The organism is Seohaeicola sp. (genome assembly GCF_048006315.1).
GTDB lineage: Bacteria > Pseudomonadota > Alphaproteobacteria > Rhodobacterales > Rhodobacteraceae > Seohaeicola.
The window spans coordinates 4,097,342-4,116,351 of record NZ_CP180350.1; the positions used below are offsets into that span (position 1 = coordinate 4,097,342).

General features: G+C 65.0%; 17 protein-coding genes. 11 read left to right on the plus strand and 6 right to left on the minus strand.

What is annotated here, in order from left to right; translation table 11 throughout:
• Positions 1-1,212, minus strand: coding sequence for an MFS transporter (locus ACMUJL_RS20275; RefSeq protein WP_375571359.1), 1,212 nt, complete (start codon positions 1,210-1,212; stop codon positions 1-3).
• Positions 1,213-1,536: 324 nt separating this feature from the next.
• Between ACMUJL_RS20275 and rnd the strand changes: the two genes are divergently transcribed.
• On the plus strand, positions 1,537-2,694 hold the full coding sequence (gene rnd / locus ACMUJL_RS20280; RefSeq protein ID WP_068290079.1) for a ribonuclease D: 1,158 nt from the start codon (positions 1,537-1,539) through the stop codon (positions 2,692-2,694).
• Positions 2,695-2,697: 3 nt separating this feature from the next.
• On the opposite strand, the gene ACMUJL_RS20285 is transcribed toward rnd, so the two are convergent.
• Positions 2,698-3,216 (minus strand): hypothetical protein, encoded by a 519-nt coding sequence (locus ACMUJL_RS20285; RefSeq protein ID WP_068290226.1) that lies wholly within the window; start codon positions 3,214-3,216, stop codon positions 2,698-2,700.
• 139 nt (positions 3,217-3,355) lie between these two features.
• On the opposite strand from ACMUJL_RS20285, the gene ACMUJL_RS20290 reads away from it, so the two are divergent.
• Positions 3,356-3,766, plus strand: coding sequence for a SufE family protein (locus tag ACMUJL_RS20290; RefSeq protein WP_068290077.1), 411 nt, complete (start codon positions 3,356-3,358; stop codon positions 3,764-3,766).
• Here ACMUJL_RS20290 and ACMUJL_RS20295 read toward each other — a convergent pair whose 3' ends face one another.
• The 4 genes from ACMUJL_RS20295 to ACMUJL_RS20310 form a co-directional block, all read right to left on the minus strand.
• A complete protein-coding gene (locus tag ACMUJL_RS20295) occupies positions 3,767-4,420 on the minus strand; it encodes a DUF1638 domain-containing protein (RefSeq protein ID WP_068290224.1) in 654 nt (217 codons plus the stop codon).
• A gap of 72 nt (positions 4,421-4,492) precedes the next feature.
• Positions 4,493-5,200, minus strand: a complete 708-nt coding sequence (locus ACMUJL_RS20300) for a corrinoid protein (protein WP_068290075.1) — start codon at positions 5,198-5,200, stop codon at positions 4,493-4,495.
• Positions 5,201-5,382: 182 nt separating this feature from the next.
• Complete coding sequence (gene bmt, locus ACMUJL_RS20305; RefSeq protein WP_375571355.1) at positions 5,383-6,402, minus strand: betaine--homocysteine S-methyltransferase; 1,020 nt, start codon at positions 6,400-6,402, stop codon at positions 5,383-5,385.
• Positions 6,403-6,629: 227 nt separating this feature from the next.
• Positions 6,630-6,944: a DUF1476 domain-containing protein gene (locus ACMUJL_RS20310; protein ID WP_375571353.1), complete on the minus strand. Its 315-nt coding sequence runs from the start codon at positions 6,942-6,944 to the stop codon at positions 6,630-6,632.
• Between the two features lie 157 nt (positions 6,945-7,101).
• Between ACMUJL_RS20310 and purC the strand changes: the two genes are divergently transcribed.
• The 9 genes from purC (at position 7,102) to ACMUJL_RS20355 (ending at position 18,979) form a co-directional block, all read left to right on the plus strand.
• Complete coding sequence (gene purC / locus ACMUJL_RS20315) at positions 7,102-7,863, plus strand: phosphoribosylaminoimidazolesuccinocarboxamide synthase (protein ID WP_068290068.1); 762 nt, start codon at positions 7,102-7,104, stop codon at positions 7,861-7,863.
• A 91-nt stretch (positions 7,864-7,954) separates the two neighbouring features.
• Positions 7,955-8,194: a phosphoribosylformylglycinamidine synthase subunit PurS gene (gene purS, locus ACMUJL_RS20320; protein WP_068290066.1), complete on the plus strand. Its 240-nt coding sequence runs from the start codon at positions 7,955-7,957 to the stop codon at positions 8,192-8,194.
• Positions 8,194-8,862 (plus strand): phosphoribosylformylglycinamidine synthase subunit PurQ, encoded by a 669-nt coding sequence (gene purQ / locus ACMUJL_RS20325; protein WP_375571351.1) that lies wholly within the window; start codon positions 8,194-8,196, stop codon positions 8,860-8,862. The genes purS and purQ overlap by 1 nt, the downstream gene beginning before the upstream one ends.
• A 156-nt stretch (positions 8,863-9,018) precedes the next feature.
• Positions 9,019-10,704 (plus strand): sensor histidine kinase, encoded by a 1,686-nt coding sequence (locus ACMUJL_RS20330; protein WP_416914451.1) that lies wholly within the window; start codon positions 9,019-9,021, stop codon positions 10,702-10,704.
• A 5-nt stretch (positions 10,705-10,709) separates the two neighbouring features.
• Entirely contained in the window at positions 10,710-12,044 is a 1,335-nt protein-coding gene (locus tag ACMUJL_RS20335) for a sigma-54-dependent transcriptional regulator (RefSeq protein WP_375571349.1), read from the plus strand.
• A gap of 461 nt (positions 12,045-12,505) precedes the next feature.
• The gene (locus tag ACMUJL_RS20340) at positions 12,506-15,352 is read left to right on the plus strand and encodes an Rne/Rng family ribonuclease (RefSeq protein WP_416914429.1); all 2,847 of its coding nucleotides are present in this window, start codon (positions 12,506-12,508) and stop codon (positions 15,350-15,352) included.
• A gap of 165 nt (positions 15,353-15,517) precedes the next feature.
• On the plus strand, positions 15,518-16,270 hold the full coding sequence (locus tag ACMUJL_RS20345) for a cytochrome c biogenesis CcdA family protein (protein ID WP_068290054.1): 753 nt from the start codon (positions 15,518-15,520) through the stop codon (positions 16,268-16,270).
• A gap of 79 nt (positions 16,271-16,349) precedes the next feature.
• The gene (locus tag ACMUJL_RS20350; protein WP_416914430.1) at positions 16,350-17,606 is read left to right on the plus strand and encodes a hypothetical protein; all 1,257 of its coding nucleotides are present in this window, start codon (positions 16,350-16,352) and stop codon (positions 17,604-17,606) included.
• On the plus strand, positions 17,603-18,979 hold the full coding sequence (locus tag ACMUJL_RS20355; RefSeq protein ID WP_416914431.1) for a cytochrome P450: 1,377 nt from the start codon (positions 17,603-17,605) through the stop codon (positions 18,977-18,979). Before ACMUJL_RS20350 ends, ACMUJL_RS20355 begins: the two co-directional genes overlap by 4 nt.
• Positions 18,980-19,010: the final 31 nt, after the last annotated feature.

A 19,010-nucleotide genomic window follows, 5' to 3' on the forward strand; every position in this document is an offset into this window, starting at 1 on the left:
TCACGATCCCTGCGGGATCATCCGCAACGCCATGACGCCCAGCATGGCCAGGCAGATCATCGCCAGAAGTGCGGCGCTTGCGCTCCATGTCTCGATCAGCAGGGCAATCCCGAAGGGTGCGATGGCCGCCATCACCATGCGGACCGAGGCCAGACGGCCCAACCTTGCGGCAAAGCCCTGCGCGCCGAACAGCACCAGGGGCACCGTGCCCCGCACGATCGACGTCAGCCCCTGCGCCAATCCGAAAAGCACCGCAAAGATCATTGCTCCGGCCAGCGTCGGGCCAGTCAGCCACAGCACGGCCAGCGCCACCATCAGCAGCACCGTCGAGATCATCGTCGTGGTCAGCGGATGCAGGCGCAGCCCGAACAGCATGTCCAGCACACGCACACCTACCTGTGCGGGGCCCATCAGGGTGCCCGCGGTCACGGCGGCGGCGGCGGGCAGCCCGAAAGCCGTCAGCGTCGTCACCCATGAGGCCGAGAGCGCGGAAAACACCAGCCCCGCCACGGCAAAGGATATGGCGACCCAGATCATGGCGCGGCGGTGCTGCGCGGGGGGCAGTGGGGGGAATTGCGGCGGCAGGGCGGGCTTTGCACCCGTCACCGGATCAAGATCCGGCGCGCGCGTCAGGCTCAGGTGCAGCGGCAGGCAGACGCAGAGGTTCAGCGCGGCGAAGACCATGTAGGCGGTGCGCCAATCGGCCCAGACAAGGATTGCCTGTGTCAGCGGCCAGAACACGGTCGAGGCAAAGCCGCCCAGCAGCGTCATATGGGTGATGGCGCGCCGCGCACGGGCGGGGCCGAGGCCTTGCGCAAGGGCGGCAAAGGCTGCGTCATACAGAACAAGGGTTGCCGTCACCTCGACCGCGACAAGGGCCAGCACCAGCGAGACAATCCCCTGCGCCTGGCTGAGCGCGATCAGCGACAGGGCGGCCAGCACCGAACCCGTTCCCATCACCATCCGCGCGCCATGCCGGTCCAGCAACCGCCCCGCCGTCGGGGCGGCCAGCGCCCCGATCAGCAGGGCCGCTGAAAAGGCGCCAAAGGCCGTGCCGGGGGCGATGCCCAGGTCATCAGACAGGGCCGGCACCACGCTGCCGAAGGCATAGAACATTGTGCCGAAGCCGATGATCTGCGTGATGCCTATGCCGATGACCAGGCGCAGATAGAGCCAGCGGTCGGGATTGGCGGCGACGAAGGGAAGGGGCATCAGAAAGGGCGTCTTTGCAGGTGGTCGCGGTCTGCGCCACGGGGCGCCGCGCGGGCCGGAATGTCAAGGGTGCAGATGAACGACACTCCCGCTCGGGGCGGGCCGATGCGCGGCCCCTGCGGCTGTCCCATGATGGGGCAATTTCAAAACATATTCTTTTCAATGGCTTGGAGAATGGCGTTAGGGAAATCTCAAGGACTTAAGCCAATTCCCACGGGTGGGAACGCCCCGGAAAGCCTGCGGCCTTTCCTTTGTCGTGGCAATCGCGTAAGACCCTTTGACTTGCGCCGCGCCGCCCGCGGTGCCGCCGAGACAGGGCCATAGATGCGAACGATCACGACGACCGAAGACCTTGCTGCCTTTTGCCAGGAAGCGCGCCGCCACCCCTATGTCACGCTCGACACCGAATTCCTGCGGGAACGGACCTATTATTCCAAGCTTTGCCTGATCCAGATGGCGATGCCGGGCAATGACGACAGCAACGCCGTGCTGGTCGATCCGCTGGAAGAGGGGCTGTCGCTCGAGCCGCTGTACGATCTGTTCCGCGATACGAATGTGGTCAAGGTGTTCCACGCCGCGCGGCAGGACCTCGAGATATTCTTTGTCAATGCGCGCGTCTTTCCCAAGCCGCTGTTCGACACGCAGGTCGCCGCGATGGTCTGCGGCTTTGGCGAGCAGGCAGGGTACGAGACCCTGGTCAAGAAGATCGCCAAGGCCAGCGTCGACAAATCCTCGCGCTTCACCGACTGGTCGCGCCGCCCCTTGAGCGATGCGCAGAAAGTCTATGCGCTGGCGGATGTCACGCATCTGCGCAAGGTTTACGAATACCTTGCCAAGGAACTCAAGAAGACCGACCGCGCCAAATGGGTCGAGGAAGAGCTTGAGATCCTGACGACCCCCGACACCTATATCACCCATCCCGAGGATGCCTGGGAACGGGTCAAGACGCGCACCAATTCGGGCAAGTTCCTTGCGATCGTGCGCGAACTTGCGCGCTTCCGCGAGGATTACGCGCAATCGAACGATGTGCCGCGCAGCCGCGTGTTCAAGGATGATGCGCTGGTCGAGCTTGCCTCGACCAAGCCGGTGACGATGAACGACCTGGGCCGGTCGCGCCTGCTTCTGCGCGAAGCGCGCAAGGGCGAGATCGCGGATGGCATCCTGGCTGCGATCAAGGCGGGCATGGACTGCGCGCCCGAGAATTATCCGCGCCCCGATCTGAGCCGCGAGAAGATGCAGGTCAATCCGGCGCTGGCCGATCTGCTGCGTGTTCTGCTGAAGGCCAAGACCGAGGATTCGGGCGTGGCCTCGAAGCTGATCGCGACAAGCGCCGATCTTGACGCCATTGCCGCCGGAGAGCGCGATGTGCCGGCCTTGCGCGGCTGGCGGGCCGAGGTCTTCGGTCAGGATGCCATGCGCCTGTGCGAGGGCAAGATCGCCCTGTCGGCCAAGGGCAGCGATGTCAGGATCGTCGAACTCTGATCGTCAGCGGCGCGTGCTGGTGGCCGCGTTGCGCGCGGCCTGCACGCGGATCAGGCGCACGCCTTCCAGATCGCCATCGGTGACATGCACGACGGCCACATGGCTGCGGGCGCGTTCCGGCATGGGCACGCGGCCTGCGGGTGCCGTCAGGGCGCGCAGCTCGTAGGTCAGCACGCCATCCACCGGCACACCGTCATTCACGGGTTCCAGCGAGACGGCGAAGGCGCCAACGGTATCGGACAGCGCGGTGGCCCGGATCAGCGCGCCACCCGGAACACGCTCGACCGTCAGGTCCGAAACCTGCGCGGCCAGCGGTGCGACGACTGCGGCGCGCGCGGCGCGACGGTTCGCGAAAATGCCGCCAGTGCTGTTGGGGATAAGCGGGTTCACATTCGCATCCTGCACCGGTTCCACCGTTGCGCGACCGAACCAGTTCAGCGGGTTGAAGCGCGACTCGCTGATGCGTGCGCAGCCTGACAGCACGAGGGCCGAGACCAAGAGGGCCGAAGTAAGGTTCCGCATCCTGTGCTGCCCCATCCGCTGATTGTCCTGTTCCGTTCTGCCTATCTTATCGGGGCCGCGTTGAAAAGACACAAGCCCGCACTGGACCTTTGCCTGCCGCTTGCCTAACTGGTGTGGCATCAACGTGAAGGGGCAGGACATGGCCAGCGAAAGGTTCGAGGCGATCGTCGAGGATTTCGAATTCCTTGAAGATTGGGAGGATCGCTATCGCTATGTGATCGAGCAGGGCAAGGCGATGGACCCCTTGCCCGAGGCGCTGCGCGTGCCGGCCACCAAGGTCGATGGCTGCGCCAGCCAGGTCTGGCTGCATCCGGTGATCGAGAACGGAACGTTCCATTTCGAGGGCGACAGCGATGCGATGATCGTGCGCGGGCTGATCGCGCTGCTGCATGCGCTTTATGACGGGCTGCCGCTGGCCGAGGTGGGGCGCGTCGATGCGCCGGGCGAACTGGCGCGGCTTGGGCTGAACGATCATCTGTCGGCGCAGCGGTCGAACGGCTTGCGCGCGATGATCGAGCGGATCAGGCTGGTGGCGGCGCAGGCCGCCTGATCAGGGTTTCAGCGCGGCAAGGGCGGTTTCCAGATCGCCATAGCCTGTCAGGCGTCTCTCGAAGGCCAGACCAAGGCGCGCGGCGCAGTCCTGCGCGCGGGCGGTCAGGGCAGGGTCATCCGTCTGCGCCTGATAGACCAGCTTGGTGTAATGGCCGAAATAGGTGTCGCGCAGTTGCGGGTGCCGGTCCAGCCCCAGCGGTTCCCAGACGAAGGCATCGAACTGCCGCACAAGGAAATCGGTCAGGTAGAAGGCGGTGAATTCGTCCTCGGCATTTGCGGCAAAGCGGGCGTTGCCCTCGAAGAAGCTGTAGCAATGCGGGCCTTCGACCATCTTTACCCCCAGCCGGTCGCAGGTGGCGCGCAGCCCCCCGCCGGTGCCGCAATCAGCATAGACCACGAAGATGCGGGCATGGGTGGCGCGATGTTTCTGCACGGCCTGTTCCACCGCAGGGGCGATGCGGTCGGGGTGATTGTGCAGGATCGCGGGCAGGCAGGTCAGGTCCATGTGGGACCAGCCATTGCGCGCGATCAGGTCAAGGATCTCGCGGGCCAGCGCACCACAGGCGATCAGCAACATGCGTTCCGGGGCGGCGGCGGGCGTGGCGAGGTCAAGCCCCTCGCGGGTCAGGCGGTCATCATCGGGCAGATCCATCTTCATCCCCTCATGTGACAAGACCCGCGCCATTGGCGCGGGTCTTCGATCCGGTCAGATCTGCGCCTTGTGTCAGGCGCGCATGGCGGCCTGGTTGTGCTTTCGCGCAACAAAGCTCTTGGCGGTTTCCACGGCCACGGCCGCGTCGCGGCAATAGGCATCCGCGCCGATGGCACGGCCGAATTCCTCGTTCAGCGGCGCACCGCCCACGAGGACGATGTAATCGTCGCGCATGCCCTTTTCGACCAGCGTGTCGATCACGACCTTCATGTAGGGCATGGTCGTGGTCAGCAGCGCGGACATGCCCAGGATGTCGGGCTTTTCGGCTTCCAGCGCGTCAAGATAGCTGTCCACGGCATTGTTGATGCCAAGGTCGATCACCTCGAAGCCCGCGCCTTCCATCATCATGCCGACAAGGTTCTTGCCGATGTCGTGGATGTCGCCCTTGACGGTGCCGATCACCATCTTGCCCTGCTTGGGTGCGCCGGTTTCGACCAGCAGCGGCTTGAGGATGGCCATGCCGCCCTTCATCGCGTTGGCGGCCAGAAGCACTTCGGGGACGAACAGGATGCCATCGCGGAAGTCCTTGCCCACGATGGTCATGCCGGCGACCAGCGCCTCGGTCAGGATCTCGTAGGGCTGCCAGCCGCGCGCGAGCAGGATGTTGACGCTTTCCTCGATCTCTTCCTTGAGGCCGTCGTAAAGGTCATCAAACATCTGCTGGACCAGTTCGTCATCGTCGAGGTCTGCGAGGATGATGTCGTCTTGATCGTCGGACATGGCGGGTTCCTTGGCTGTGCGGCGCGCGCGCGCCTGCGTCTGTCTGTCTGTCGCCCCATCTGGGGCTTTTGCGTCATGCGCACTGGTCGAATTGCGACATAGGCGCAAGCGCTTCCGACCTGCACCCCAGAATTGGCGTCTCCGTTGCCGGAATGATGCGCTTCTGGCGGCGCCGTGCCGGCTTATTCCCCCCGGCGGCTGCCGCGGCGGCTGCGGCGTGGTGCTGCCACGTCATCGCCGGTGCCGTCGCCCGTGCTGGTGAAGCCGCCCAGCAGGCTGGTGATCTGATCCAGCGTCGGGCGCGGCCCGCGCGGCCGGGTTTCCAGCGCGCGTTTCATGTGTTCCAGATGCACCGGCATGGTGCCGCAGCAGCCGCCGATGATCGTGGCGCCCGCGTCGCGTGCCAGTACGGCATATTCGGCCATCAATTCGGGCGTGCCGTCGTAATGGATGTGCCCGTCGTGATATTTCGGGATGCCCGCGTTGCCCTTGGCGATGATCGGGCGTTCCGTGCCCTGGGCGGCAAAGCCCAGGACGGTGCGCAGCAGATCCGAGGCGCCGGTGCCGCAATTGGCCCCGAAGGCAAGGGGCGGATTGGGCAGGGCTTCTACCATGTCGACCATGGCGGCACTGGTCACGCCCATCATCGTGCGGCCCGCGGTGTCAAAGCTCATGGTGCCGCACCAGGGCATGCCGGCCAGCGCGAAGGCTTCGGCGGCGGCGCGGTATTCCTCGGGGGCGGAAATGGTTTCCAGCCAGAGCACATCGGCCCCGCCTTCCTTGAGGCCCTCGGCCTGTTCGTGGAAGATCTCGACCGCGACCTCATGGGTGAGCGGCCCCATCGGGGCGAAGATCTCGCCGGTCGGACCCACCGATCCGGCCACGACCACGGTGCGCCCGGCCTTGTCGGCGATCTGGCGGCCCAGTTCGGCGCTGATGCGCGACAGCTCGCGCGCGCGCTTTTCCGCGCCGTGCAGTTTCAGGCGGCTGGCGTTGCCACCGAAAGAATTGGTCAGGAAGATGTCGCTGCCCGCGTCCACGGCCGACTTGTAAAGCGACAGGATGCGGTCGGGATGTTCCTCGTTCCACATCTCGGGTGCATCGCCCGAAGTCAGCCCCATGTTGAAGAGGTTGGTTCCGGTGGCCCCGTCGGCCATCAGCCAGTCGCGGGTTTCAAGCAGGCGGGACAGCGCGTCGGTCATGGGGTGGTCCTGTTCAGTCAATATGCGGTCATGCCCGCGACCCGTGTCCTGTCACATCGGAAGGGGGCAGGCAAATTCATATGTTTCATGAAGATCGTGAGGGGCGTTGCAACTGGCGGCGCCAATCCCGGTTCGCCCTGACCGGTTTTCAGGGCATGCCGCGCGGGCATGCCCTGCCGGGGCCATGCGCATTTCGAACATGCGAAGGCGTGTCGCTTGCGGGCGGATCAGATCTCGCTCATTAGCTGGGCCTTGGCGACGACCAGCAATTCGGCCATCTTTGCGCGCACGGCCTCGGCATCGGCGATGCCGTCAAGATCGGCGGCAACCTTGCGCACGACATCCTCGTGTCCGGCTTCCTCGAAATCGGCCTTGATCACGGCGCGGGCGTATTCCGCGGCCTCGTCGGCGGACTTGCCCAGCAGTTCGGCCGCCCACAGACCCAGAAGCTTGTTGCGGCGCGCCTCGGCCTTGAACTTCATTTCCTCGTCATGGGCGTATTTCGCCTCGAACGCATGTTCGCGGTCATCGAAGGTTGTCATCTGTCACTTCCTCGGGTGGCGGTTTCGTCTGTGTCCGATATGCACACCTGCGACGGTTGGCGCAAGGGGCAGGGCGCATCTTGCGACAATGCCGCCCATGGACTAAAGGGGGTGCGACTGGATGGGACTCATGCCCGTCCCCAGCACCGGAGTGGCCATGGCACGGCGCAAGAAAATCTACGAAGGCAAGGCGAAAACCTTGTATGAAGGGCCCGAGCCCGGAACCATCATCCAGTACTTCAAGGATGATGCCACGGCCTTCAACGCGGAAAAGCGCGATGTGATCGAAGGCAAGGGCGTGCTGAACAACATGCTGTCCGAGTTCTTCATGACCGGACTGGCCGGCGTGGGTGTGCCCACCCATTTCATCCGCCGCCTGAACATGCGCGAACAACTGGTGCGCGCCTGCGAGATCATTCCGCTGGAAGTGGTGGTGCGCAACTATGCCGCCGGGTCGATGGCAAAGCGGCTGGGGATCGAGGAAGGGCTGCAACTGCCGCGCCCGATCATCGAATACTACTACAAGGACGACAAGCTGGGCGATCCGCTGGTCACCGAGGAACATATCGCGGCCTTCGGCTGGGCCAGCCAGCAGGACATGGACGACATCCTGAGCCTTGCGCTGCGCGTGAACGATTTCCTGTCGGGCGTGATGTTCAGCGCCGGCATCAAGCTGGTGGATTTCAAGATCGAGATCGGACGGATCTACGAGGGCGATTTTCAGCGCCTCGTGGTCGCTGACGAGATCAGCCCCGACAGTTGCCGTCTGTGGGATATCGAGACCGGCCGCAAGCTGGACAAGGACGTGTTCCGTCGCGACCTGGGCAGCCTGACGGATGCCTATTCCGAGGTGGCGCGCCGCCTGGGCGTCATGCCCAAGACCGCGACGCCGATCACGAAGCCGACGCTGATCAACTGATCCCCCGACCCGCGGCTGCAGGCTGCGGAATGGATATTTGAAGCAAGAAGAAACAGGGCGCGGCGGCCCCTGCGAGACCGGAGAGCAAGCGATGAAGGCACGGGTGCATGTGATGCTGAAGAACGGGGTTCTGGACCCGCAGGGCGAGGCGGTGCGTCACGCCCTGGGGACGCTGGGTTTCGCCGGGGTCAACGGGGTGCGCCAGGGCAAGGTGATCGAGCTTGACCTGGCCGAGACCGACCCCGAGGCGGCGCGCGCGCAGGTGGCGCGCATGTGCGAGACGCTGCTGGCCAACACGGTGATCGAAAGCTACACGGTGGAGATCGCCTGATGCATGCGGCGGTGATCACCTTTCCGGGCTCGAACTGCGACCGTGACCTTGTGACGGCCTTCGAGAAGGCGGGCGCGCGCGTCAGCCGTGTCTGGCACAAGGATACCGAACTGCCCGCGGATGTGGACGTGGTGGGCATTCCGGGCGGGTTTTCCTTTGGCGATTACCTGCGTTGCGGGGCGATTGCCGCGAATTCGCCGATCAGCCGGGCAGTCGTGGCCCATGCGGGGCGCGGCGGTTACGTGCTGGGGATCTGCAACGGCTTCCAGGTTCTGACCGAGACACGGTTGCTGCCTGGCGCCTTGATGCGCAACGCGGGGCTGAAGTTCATCTGCCGCACGGTCGAGCTGGAGGTGGCCAGCACCGACAGCGCCTTTACCGCAGGCTACGGCAAGGGGCAGCGCCTGCGCGTGCCCGTGGCGCATCACGACGGCAACTACACCGCGGGCGCCGATCTTCTGGCGCAATTGCGCGACGAGGACCGGATCGCCTTTACCTATGCCACGCCGATCAACGGATCGACCGGGGATATCGCGGGCGTACTGAGCGAGAACCGCCGGGTGCTGGGCATGATGCCCCATCCCGAGCGCGCCGCCGAAGAGGCGCATGGCAGCACCGATGGCCGGCAGATATTCGCCGGTCTGCTGGATGCGCTGACGGCGGCCTGACTTGAGCGCAAGGCCCGGCCATCGTAGTCTGGCGCCATGAAACCTTCGACCAGCGCATCCGCGCCCCGCAACCGGGGCGCGACCAGCAAGAGCCAGCGGCGGGCCGAGACCTCGGGTACGGTCAGTTGGCGCGGGCGCGTGGGTCTGGGATTGCTGATGGTGGTCGCTGTCATCACCATCGCGGTGACCAACAGGCTGCTGACCGATCGCTTCACCGAAACCACCCGCAACCGGGCCGAGCTGCGCCTTGCGCTTTACAGCGGCAACCTGCTGAGCGAACTGCGCCGCAACGCGATCGTGCCGCAGCTTCTGGCGCGCGATCCCACGCTGATTTCAGCGCTGGCGACGCGGGATTATTCGCTGTCCACGCAGCGCCTGATTTCCTTCGTGGAGGAGATCGGTGCGGCCTCCCTGATGCTGCTGGACCGCGAGGGGCGCACTGTCGCCTCGACCGACCGCAACAAGCTGGGCAGCAATTTCCGGTCGGAATCCTATTTCGTCGAGGCGCTGCGCGCCAATGACACGATCTTTACCGCGCAACGCCGCGAGGCGGGCAGCTACCAGTTTTCCTATTCGCGCCGGATCATCGACAAGGGGCAGACCCTTGGCGTGATCGTCGTCGAGGTGGACCTGCAGAAGTTCGAACGCGCCTGGGCGGGCATTTCGGATGCGGTTCTGGTGACCAATTCCGAAGGCGTGATCATGCTGGCGACAGAGCCGCGCTGGCGCGGGTTGACCGAGACCGAGGCCCTGGCCCAGCAGCCGCCCGAAAGCGCGATCCAGCGGGCGATCCAGGCCACGGCCGACTGGACCGCCCTGCCGGCGGATGCCTATCTGCAGGGCGAGGCGGTGATCCGCATGGAGGGGCGCATCCCGTTCCGTGGCTGGCGCATCGCCAGTTTCACCGCCTACACCAGCGTGCGCGAGCGCGTGAACGGGGTTCTGGCGCTGGAGATCATGGGATTCGCGATCCTGCTGGCGCTGGCCTTCTACATGGCCAGCCGCAAGAACGCGGTGCGTCTGGCGCTGTTCCAGCGCGAGTTGGCGGAACTGCGCCTGTTGAACGCACGGCTGCAGCGGGAAATCGCCGAGCGGGAAAAGGTCCAGGAAACGCTTGCGGTGGCCGAACAGACACTGGCGCAAAGCTCGAAACTGGCGGCTTTGGGCGAGATGTCGGCGGCCGTCAGTCACGAGCTGAACCAGCCGCTGGCGGCGATGAAGACCTACCTGGCCGGGGCGCGCCTGCTGCTGCGCCGCAACCGGCCCGAGGAGGCGCTGTCATCGTTTCAGCGGATCGACGATCTGATCGAGCGGATGGGGGCGATCACGCGGCAGCTCAAGTCCTACGCGCGCAAGAGCGGGGACCAGTTGACCCCTGTAAACATGAGCGATGCGCTGGCATCCGCCCTGTCGATGATGGAGCCGCAACTCAAGCAGCGGCGCATCCGCATCACCCGTGCGCTACCCGACCGGCCGGTGATGGTGATGGGTGACAGGGTGCGGATCGAACAGGTGATGATCAACCTGTTGCGCAACGCCATGGATGCGACGCAGGCCGTGGCCGAACCCGAGATCGACATCCTGCTGGCGGCGGGCGAGACCGCGACCCTGACGGTGCGCGACAATGGCGAGGGGATCAAGGATCTGGAGAACCTGTTCGAGCCCTTCTACACCACCAAGAAGCCGGGCGAGGGGGTCGGGCTGGGGCTTGCCATTTCCTCGGGGATCGTCAACGACCTTGGGGGGCGGCTGACGGCCCGCAATGCCAGTGACGGGGGGGCGGTCTTCGAGGTCCAGCTTCCGATCCTGGGCAATGACAACGAAATTGAAGCGGCGGAGTAGGGTGCATGTCTAAAGGGATGAAGATCGCCATCGTCGATGACGAGCAGGACATGCGGCAGTCGATCAGCCAGTGGCTGGCGCTGTCCGGTTATGACACGGAAACATTCGCCAGCGCCGAGGATGCGCTGAAGGTGCTGGGGCCGGATTATCCCGGTATCGTGATTTCGGACATAAAGATGCCCGGCATGGACGGGATGCAGTTCCTGAAAAAGCTGATGGGCAGCGACAGCACCCTGCCGGTGATCATGATCACCGGTCATGGCGATGTGCCCATGGCGGTCGAGGCGATGCGCGTGGGGGCCTTCGACTTTCTGGAAAAGCCCTTCAATCCCGACCGGATGAACGAGCTGGCGCGCAAGGCCACGAACACGCGCCGCCTGACGCTGGACAACCGGGCATTGCGGCGCGAGCTGTCCGATGGCGGGCAGATCATGAAGAAGCTGATCGGCACCAGCCCCGCGATGGAGCGGCTGCGCGAGGATATCCTGGACCTGGGGCAGGCTGATGGCCATGTGCTGATCGACGGGGAAACCGGCACCGGCAAGACGCTGGTGGCCCATGCGCTGCATGCCGTGGGCGCGCGGGGTGGGCGCAAGTTCGTCCTGATTTCCTGCGCGGCCTTCGACGAGGACAAGCTGGCCAAGCGGCTGTTCGGCCCGATGATGCCCGAGGACAGCCAGCTTCCCGCCGTCGAAGAGGCGCGCGGCGGCACGCTGGTGCTGGAAGATGTCGAAACCCTGTCCGACAGCCTTCAGGCGCGGCTTCTGAGCTTCATCAACGAGCAGGGCACGCCCGCCGAAACCCGGATCGTGGCGATTTCCAACCTGCAGGAGCAGGATCGCACCTGCGAGGATGCGCTGCGGCCCGATCTGTTCTACCGGCTAGCGGCCCTGCGGATCACGCCGCCGCCGCTGCGCCAGCGCGGCGAAGATATCCTGACGCTGTTCACCCGCCTGTCCGAGCAGTTCGCCGACGAATATGGCTGCGACGCGCCGCAGGTCAGCGCCCAGGAGGCCGCGCAGCTGCTGCAGGCGCCCTGGCCTGGCAACGTGCGCCAGCTGATCAACGTGGCCGAACGCGCGGTGCTGCAATCGCGGCGCGGGTCGGGCACCATCGCATCGCTGCTGATGACCGATAACGAGGAAATGCAGCCCGTGATGACGACCGAGGGCAAGCCGCTCAAGGAATATGTGGAAGCCTTCGAACGGATGCTGATCGACAACACGATGCGGCGTCACAAGGGATCGATCGCGGCGGTGATGGACGAGCTGTGCCTGCCGCGCCGGACGCTGAACGAGAAGATGGCCAAGTACGGTTTGCAGCGGTCCGACTACCTGTGATGCGCGCCCGCCCGGTCCCTGCGACCCTGGCGGGGCATTTTCCCCATTGTGTTATCCTCGGGCCTGCCGCTATGGTGAACCATGGTGTGTGGCACCTGATGTGACCCGCCATAGAGTTTCGCTGCATCCGCCATGTGTAGGACTGATCCGGCACGGTGTGTGCAGACCGATTGAGCCCTGGCAACGGGGCTGACGAACCCCCGAACCCTCCGCATTTGCGGGGTGGCGACGGCCTTGAACGGGCGCCCCATGTCAATGAGGGCGTCGGAGAAGAAACGCGATGAGGCGCGCGAGAGCAACCGATCCCTTCCTGACCCCGGCTTCGGGGCCTGTGCCCCTGTCGGTGGCATGCAGGATGACCGGACGGGTCGCGTGCGCCGGAACCCTCGCCAATGATAGACACGCGCCGCAAGGCCCACGCCCTCCGGGTGTCGGGCCAAGTCGCCGTGCGAATGGAAAAAATGGCCAAGAAAATGCTTATCGACGCCACACACGCGGAAGAGACCCGCGTTGTCGTGGTGGATGGAAACAAAGTCGAAGAGTTTGATTTTGAATCCGAAAACAAACGCCAGCTTGCTGGAAACATCTACCTTGCAAAGGTAACCCGGGTCGAACCGTCGCTTCAGGCGGCTTTCGTGGATTACGGCGGAAACCGTCACGGTTTCCTGGCGTTCTCGGAAATTCATCCCGATTACTACCAGATCCCCGTCGCGGACCGTCAGGCCCTGATGGAGGAAGAGCGCGCCTATGCCGAAGCGCAGCGCCGCGAGGACGAGGATGAAAAGCCCCGCTCGAACCGCTCGCGGTCGCGCTCGGGTGGACGCAGCCGTGCGGAATCGGTGAAAAGCGACGATGCCGTCGCGACCCGCGATGCCGAGGCCGACGAAATCGCCGGCATGGAGACCATCGACCTCGAAGAGGCCGATGTCGCCGAAGGCACCTCGCCGATGGAGATCGTGGGCGAGACCCCGGTCGAAGAGCCGTCGGATCAGTCCGAAGACCAGTCCGACGCCCATTCCGAGGAAGACGAAGCGGACGAGGATGATGGCGCGGTCGAGACGGTCGAGCGTGACGACAGCATCGAATCCGTGGCCGATGACGACGATGTCGAGGACATTCGCCCCACGCGCAAGCCGCGCGCCCGGCGCTACAAGATCCAGGAAGTCATCAAGGTGCGCCAGATCCTGCTGGTGCAGGTCGTCAAGGAAGAGCGTGGCAACAAGGGTGCGGCGCTGACCACCTATCTGTCGCTGGCGGGCCGGTATTGCGTGCTGATGCCCAATACCGCGCGTGGCGGCGGCATCAGCCGCAAGATCACCAATGCCGTTGACCGCAAGAAGCTGAAGGAAATCGCCAACGAGATCGACGTGCCGCAGGGCGCCGGTCTGATCGTGCGGACAGCGGGCGCCAAGCGCACCAAGACCGAGATCAAGCGCGATTACGAATACCTCCAGCGTCTGTGGGAACAGATCCGCGAATTGACGCTGAAATCCATTGCGCCGGCCAAGATCTATGAAGAGGGCGACCTGATCAAACGCTCGATCCGCGACCTCTACAGCCGCGAGATCGACGAGGTTCTGGTCGAGGGCGAGCGCGGTTACCGCATCGCCAAGGACTTCATGAAGATGATCATGCCGTCCCATGCCGTGAACGTGAAGAACTACCGCGAGCAGATGCCGCTTTTCGCCCGCTACCAGGTGGAAAGCTACCTGTCGTCGATGTTCAACCCGGTCGTGCAGCTGAAATCCGGCGGCTATATCGTGATCGGCGTGACCGAGGCGCTTGTGGCGATCGACGTGAACTCGGGCCGCGCGACCAAGGAAGGCTCGATCGAAGAGACCGCCCTCAAGACCAACCTGGAGGCCGCCGAGGAAGTGGCGCGCCAGTTGCGTCTGCGTGACCTTGCCGGGCTGATCGTGATCGACTTCATCGACATGGACGAGCGGCGCAACAACGCGGCCGTCGAAAAGCGGATCAAGGACAAGCTCAAGACCGACCGTGCCCGCATCCAGGTGGGCCGGATCAGCGGTTTCGGCCTGATGGAAATGTCGCGCCAGCGTCTGCGCCCCGGCATGATCGAAGCCACGACCCAGCCCTGTGCCCATTGCCACGGTACGGGTCTGATCCGGTCGGACGACAACCTTGCGCTGTCGATCCTGCGCCAGATCGAGGAAGAGGGCGTGCGCCGCCGCTCGCGCGAGGTGCTGATCAAGGCGCCGGTCGCCATCGCCAACTACCTGATGAACCAGAAGCGCGAACATGTGGCACAGATCGAAGGGCGTTATGGCCTGTCGGTGCGGATCGAAGGCGATCCCAGCCTGATCAGCCCCGACTTCACGATGGAGAAGTTCAAGACCGCGACCCGTGTTGTCGTCGAACTGCCGCATGTGGTGTCTGGCGATGCCACGCTGATGGACGAGGTCGAAAGCTCTGTCTCTGCCTGGGATCTGGAAGAGGCTGAAGAGGCCGAAGCCGAAGCCGCGGCAAAGGCGGGTGAGCGCAGCGAGCGGGCCGAGCGGTCCGAGCGTTCCGAACGCAGCCCCGAGGCGCTGGATGACGAGGGCAAGCCCAAGAAGCGCCGCCGGCGTCGGCGTCGCAGCCGTTCCAAATCCGGACAGGATGGCGAGAACGGCCAGGCCGGCACGACGGATGAGGACGAGCGCGACGAGGCCGAGGAAACGGCAGAGGTTGCTGCCGAGGCCGCGACCGATGCGCCCGCGGCAGAGGATGAAACCGTTGCTGCTGCGTCGGACACGGATGCGCCCGCAGCCGAGGCGGACGCGCCTGTCGCCGAAGCAGCCCCGGCAGAGGCCGAGAAACCGGCCCGCAAGACGGTCAGCCGTACCCGGTCGACCAGCAGCAAGGCCAAGACGGCCGATGGCGAAAAGGCACCTGCCAAACCCAAGGCACCTGCGAAACCAAGGGCGTCGTCCAAGGCCAGCGCGGCCAAGGCCGATGCGGCTGTCGCCGAAACCGAAACCGAGGCCGAGGCGGCAACCGATGCGCCGGCAAAGCCCGCCGCGCGCAAGCCGTCCACCCGCAGCCGCAGCACGAAGGCGGCAAAGGACGCGGTTGACGCTCCGGTGTCGGACGCCCCTGTGACCGAGGCGCCGGCGGCATCTGCCGCACCGGCCGCGGAACCGGTCATGGCCGAAGCCAAGGCGGAGGCACCTGCCGATGTCCCCGCTGCAGCGGCGGCAGAGCCCGAGGCGCCGAAAGCGGCCGAAAAGCCCGCCAAGGCCGCTGCCGACACGGTCGAGGATCCCTCGAAGCCCAAGCGCAAGGGCTGGTGGTCGCTGGGCCGCTGACCGGCCAAGCCTGTCCTGCATGCATCATGAACCGCCCCCTCGGGGGCGGTTTTTCATTTGCCCGCAGCCACATGGCGCGCCGGACACGCCATTGTCACCTCCGGTCAACAAGGATGTGACAACCGCGCGCGTGACCTTGCCGCCGCGATGGCGTAAGGCTGGCCCATGTTTGGAATCGAGATCATCGACGCGGGCTTGCTGCCTGCCATGTTCGTGGCGCTTCTGGCCGGGGTGGTCTCGTTCCTCAGCCCCTGCGTGCTGCCCATCGTGCCGCCCTATCTGGCCTACATGAGCGGCGTGTCGCTGTCCGATCTGCAAGACAGGGGACAGGGGCGCAACCGCGCGATCCTGCCGGCGCTGTTCTTCGTCATGGGGCTGTCGACGGTCTTTCTGTTCCTGGGCTTCACCGCCTCGGCCATTGGCGCGGCGTTTCTGCAGTATCAGGGTTATTTCAATACGATAGCCGGCGTTCTTGTGATGGCCTTTGGTGCGCATTTCATCGGGATCTACCGCATTTCCTTTCTGGACCGAGAGGCGCGGCTGGATGCGGGGGATCGCGGCGGGTCGGCTTTCGGGGCCTATATCCTGGGCCTGGCCTTCGCCTTTGGCTGGACGCCCTGCATCGGCCCGCAACTGGGCGCGATCCTGTCGCTGGCCGCCTCCGAGGCATCCGTTGCGCGTGGCACGCTGCTGCTGGGAATTTACGCGGCGGGGCTGGGGATTCCCTTCCTGCTGGTGGCCGCCTTCCTGCCGCGCCTGACGGGCGTGATGGGCTGGATGAAGCGGCATATGGACCGGATCGAAAAGGTCATGGGCCTGCTGCTCTGGACGATCGGCCTGCTGATGCTGACGGGTGGCTTCTCGGCCTTTTCCTTCTGGTTGCTGGAAACATTCCCGGCACTCGCCGCGCTGGGGTGAGGCTGGCCACGCACGGGCCTGTCAAAAGTCTTACGCCTGCCTGAAAGCTGCGATACTGTGACCCGGTAACGAGGTCCGGATGAGCAGTATGTCCCAACAACAGGTCGCACGGCGCAGGGTGTTCTACGTGCCGGGTTACGATCCGATCCATCCGCGCCGCTACCGCGAGCTCTATCGCAAGGAAAGCGCGGAACAGGCGGCGATTTCCGGCTATGACATCGCGCTGCGACCCAAAAGCGGGGGCGGCGCCTATGGCTGGCAGGTCGAGGGGCGCTTTGGCGAGCAGATCACCACCGCCGATGTCGAGGTGCTGATCTGGTCCGATATCGTGCGCGACAGCATGTCGAATTCGATCCCCGCGACCTATCAGCAATTGGCGCAGACGGCATGGGCCTATATCGGGTCGGGCGCGCTGTGGCGCCTGATGCGGCTGCGCAAGGGGCCGGTGATCGCGGCGCTTTATCCGGTGGCATTTCTGCTGGTGCAGTTGGCGCTGGCCTGTGCGGCGGCTTACGGCGTCACGCGCCTGGGGGGGGAGGCTGCCACATGGGCTACGGGGGGCGCGCGCACGGCAGGCTTTGCGGCCCTGATCCTGATGGCGGCGGCGCTGGGTGGGGTGGCATCCGTGATGGTCTTGCGCTGGTTCCGCGCGCAGGACAGCCGGTTCTTTGCCTATTACCTGATGCATGACTATGCGTTTTCCGCCAAGTGGCAGGGTGCCAATCCACCCGCGCTTGAGGCGCGGATGACGGAATTCGGGGACAGTATCGTGGCCGCCCTGAATGATCCGGTCGATGAGGTGCTGGTCGTGGGCCATTCCTCGGGCGCGCATCTGGCGGTGTCGGTCCTGGCGGATCTGATCCGCGCGGGCCGCGTGCCCGTGGCAGGGCCTGCGCTGGCGTTTCTGTCGCTGGGGCAGGTGGTGCCGATGATGTCCTTTCTGCCGCAGGCGCATAGGCTCAGGGCTGATCTGCAATTCCTTAGCGAATCCGAGGCCTTGACCTGGGTCGATGTGACTGCACCGGGTGATGGCTGCGCCTTTGCCCTGTGCGATCCGGTGGCGGTGTCGGGCGTGGCCCGGCCGGAGAAACGCTGGCCACTGGTGTTGTCTGCGGCCTTTACCCAGACGCTGAGCGCTGAGCGGTGGAAAGCGCTGCGCTGGCGCTTCTTCCGGCTGCATTTCCAGTATCTCTGCGCCTTCGACCGTCCGGGTGACTACGACTATTTCGCGATCACCGCGGGGCCTGTCAGCCTGGCGGATCGCTATCGCGGCCGTGCGCCGTCGAAATCCCGTATCGACAAGGCTGTGTCCGGTCATGTGACGGTTGCCCCATGACGCTGCTGCCGCCGAAACCCCCCGTGCGGGCCGAACGCGTGTCGCTGCTGCGCTATTTGCGCCTGTTCCGGCAAGATATCCTGTCGGCCCAGCCTGCGCGGCTTTACCGGGCCTGGATGGCTGATTTCCGGACGCCCTTCTTCCGGTCCGTGCTGGCCAATCAGCCTGATCTTGTCCGGCTGGTCCTGAAGGAGCGCCCGCAGGACTTTCCGAAGTCCATGCGCGTGGCCGAAGGCCTGCGCCCGCTTCTGGGCAATTCGGTCTTTCTGACCAATGGGGCAGCGTGGGAGCGGCAACGACGCATCATCGACCCGGCTTTCGAGGGGGGGCGGCTTCGCGATACCTTTCCGGCCATGTGGCAGGCGGCAGAAGCGGCCGTCCTGCGGCTGCGCGACCAGGTGGACAAGGCAGGCCCGATCGAGATCGAGGAAGTGACCAGCCATGCCGCCGCCGATGTGATCTTTCGCACGCTCTTCTCGATCCCGATCGAGAACCGGATGGCGACCCGCGTCTTTACGGAATTCCGGGACTATCAACGCAGCCAGCCGATCCTGAACATCGCGGCCTTTCTGCCCTTGCCGCGCTGGATGCCCCGGTTTCATCGGCGCCGGACAAGGCGCAGTGCCGCCGCGATCCGGGAACTGATCACCGCGATGACGGCGGAACGGATGGACCGGATCGCCGAGGGCACTGCGCCCGACGATCTGGCCACCAAGATCATGACAACGGCCGACCCCGAGACGGGCCAGCGGTTCGATACCGGGGAAATGGTGGACCAGGTTGCCATCTTCTTTCTGGCCGGGCACGAGACCAGCGCATCGGCCCTGGCCTGGTGCCTCTACCTGGTGGCCATGTTCCCGGAATGGCAAGACCGGCTTGCCGCCGAGGCCGACATCCTGACGCATCCCGATTTCGCGGTGATGTCGCGCCTGCGGCTGAGCCGCGATGTCTTTCGCGAGGCGCTGCGCCTTTATCCGCCCGTGCCCATGATGGTGCGCGAGACAAGCTGCCCCGAACGTCTGCGCGAGAGGGATCTGCCCAAGGGGACGCAGATCGTGATCAGCCCCTGGCACCTGCATCGGCACACGCGGCTGTGGGACAATCCTGACGGTTTCGATCCCGCGCGATGGGGATCCGAGAATGGCAAGACCTGCCTGCGCGAGGCGTTCATTCCGTTTTCGGCGGGCGCGCGTGTCTGCACGGGGGCCGGTTTCGCCATGGTCGAGGGGCCGTTGATCCTGTCGATGCTGCTGCGCCATTTCCGGTTCGAAGTGGTGCCCGACCGGGTGCCGGTGCCGGTGGCGCATCTGACGGTGCGGGCAAAGGATGGCATCTGGTTGCGTGTCGTGCCGCGCCACACGGCTGCCACCTGACAGCAGGGCCCACAAGCGTAACAAGATGTTC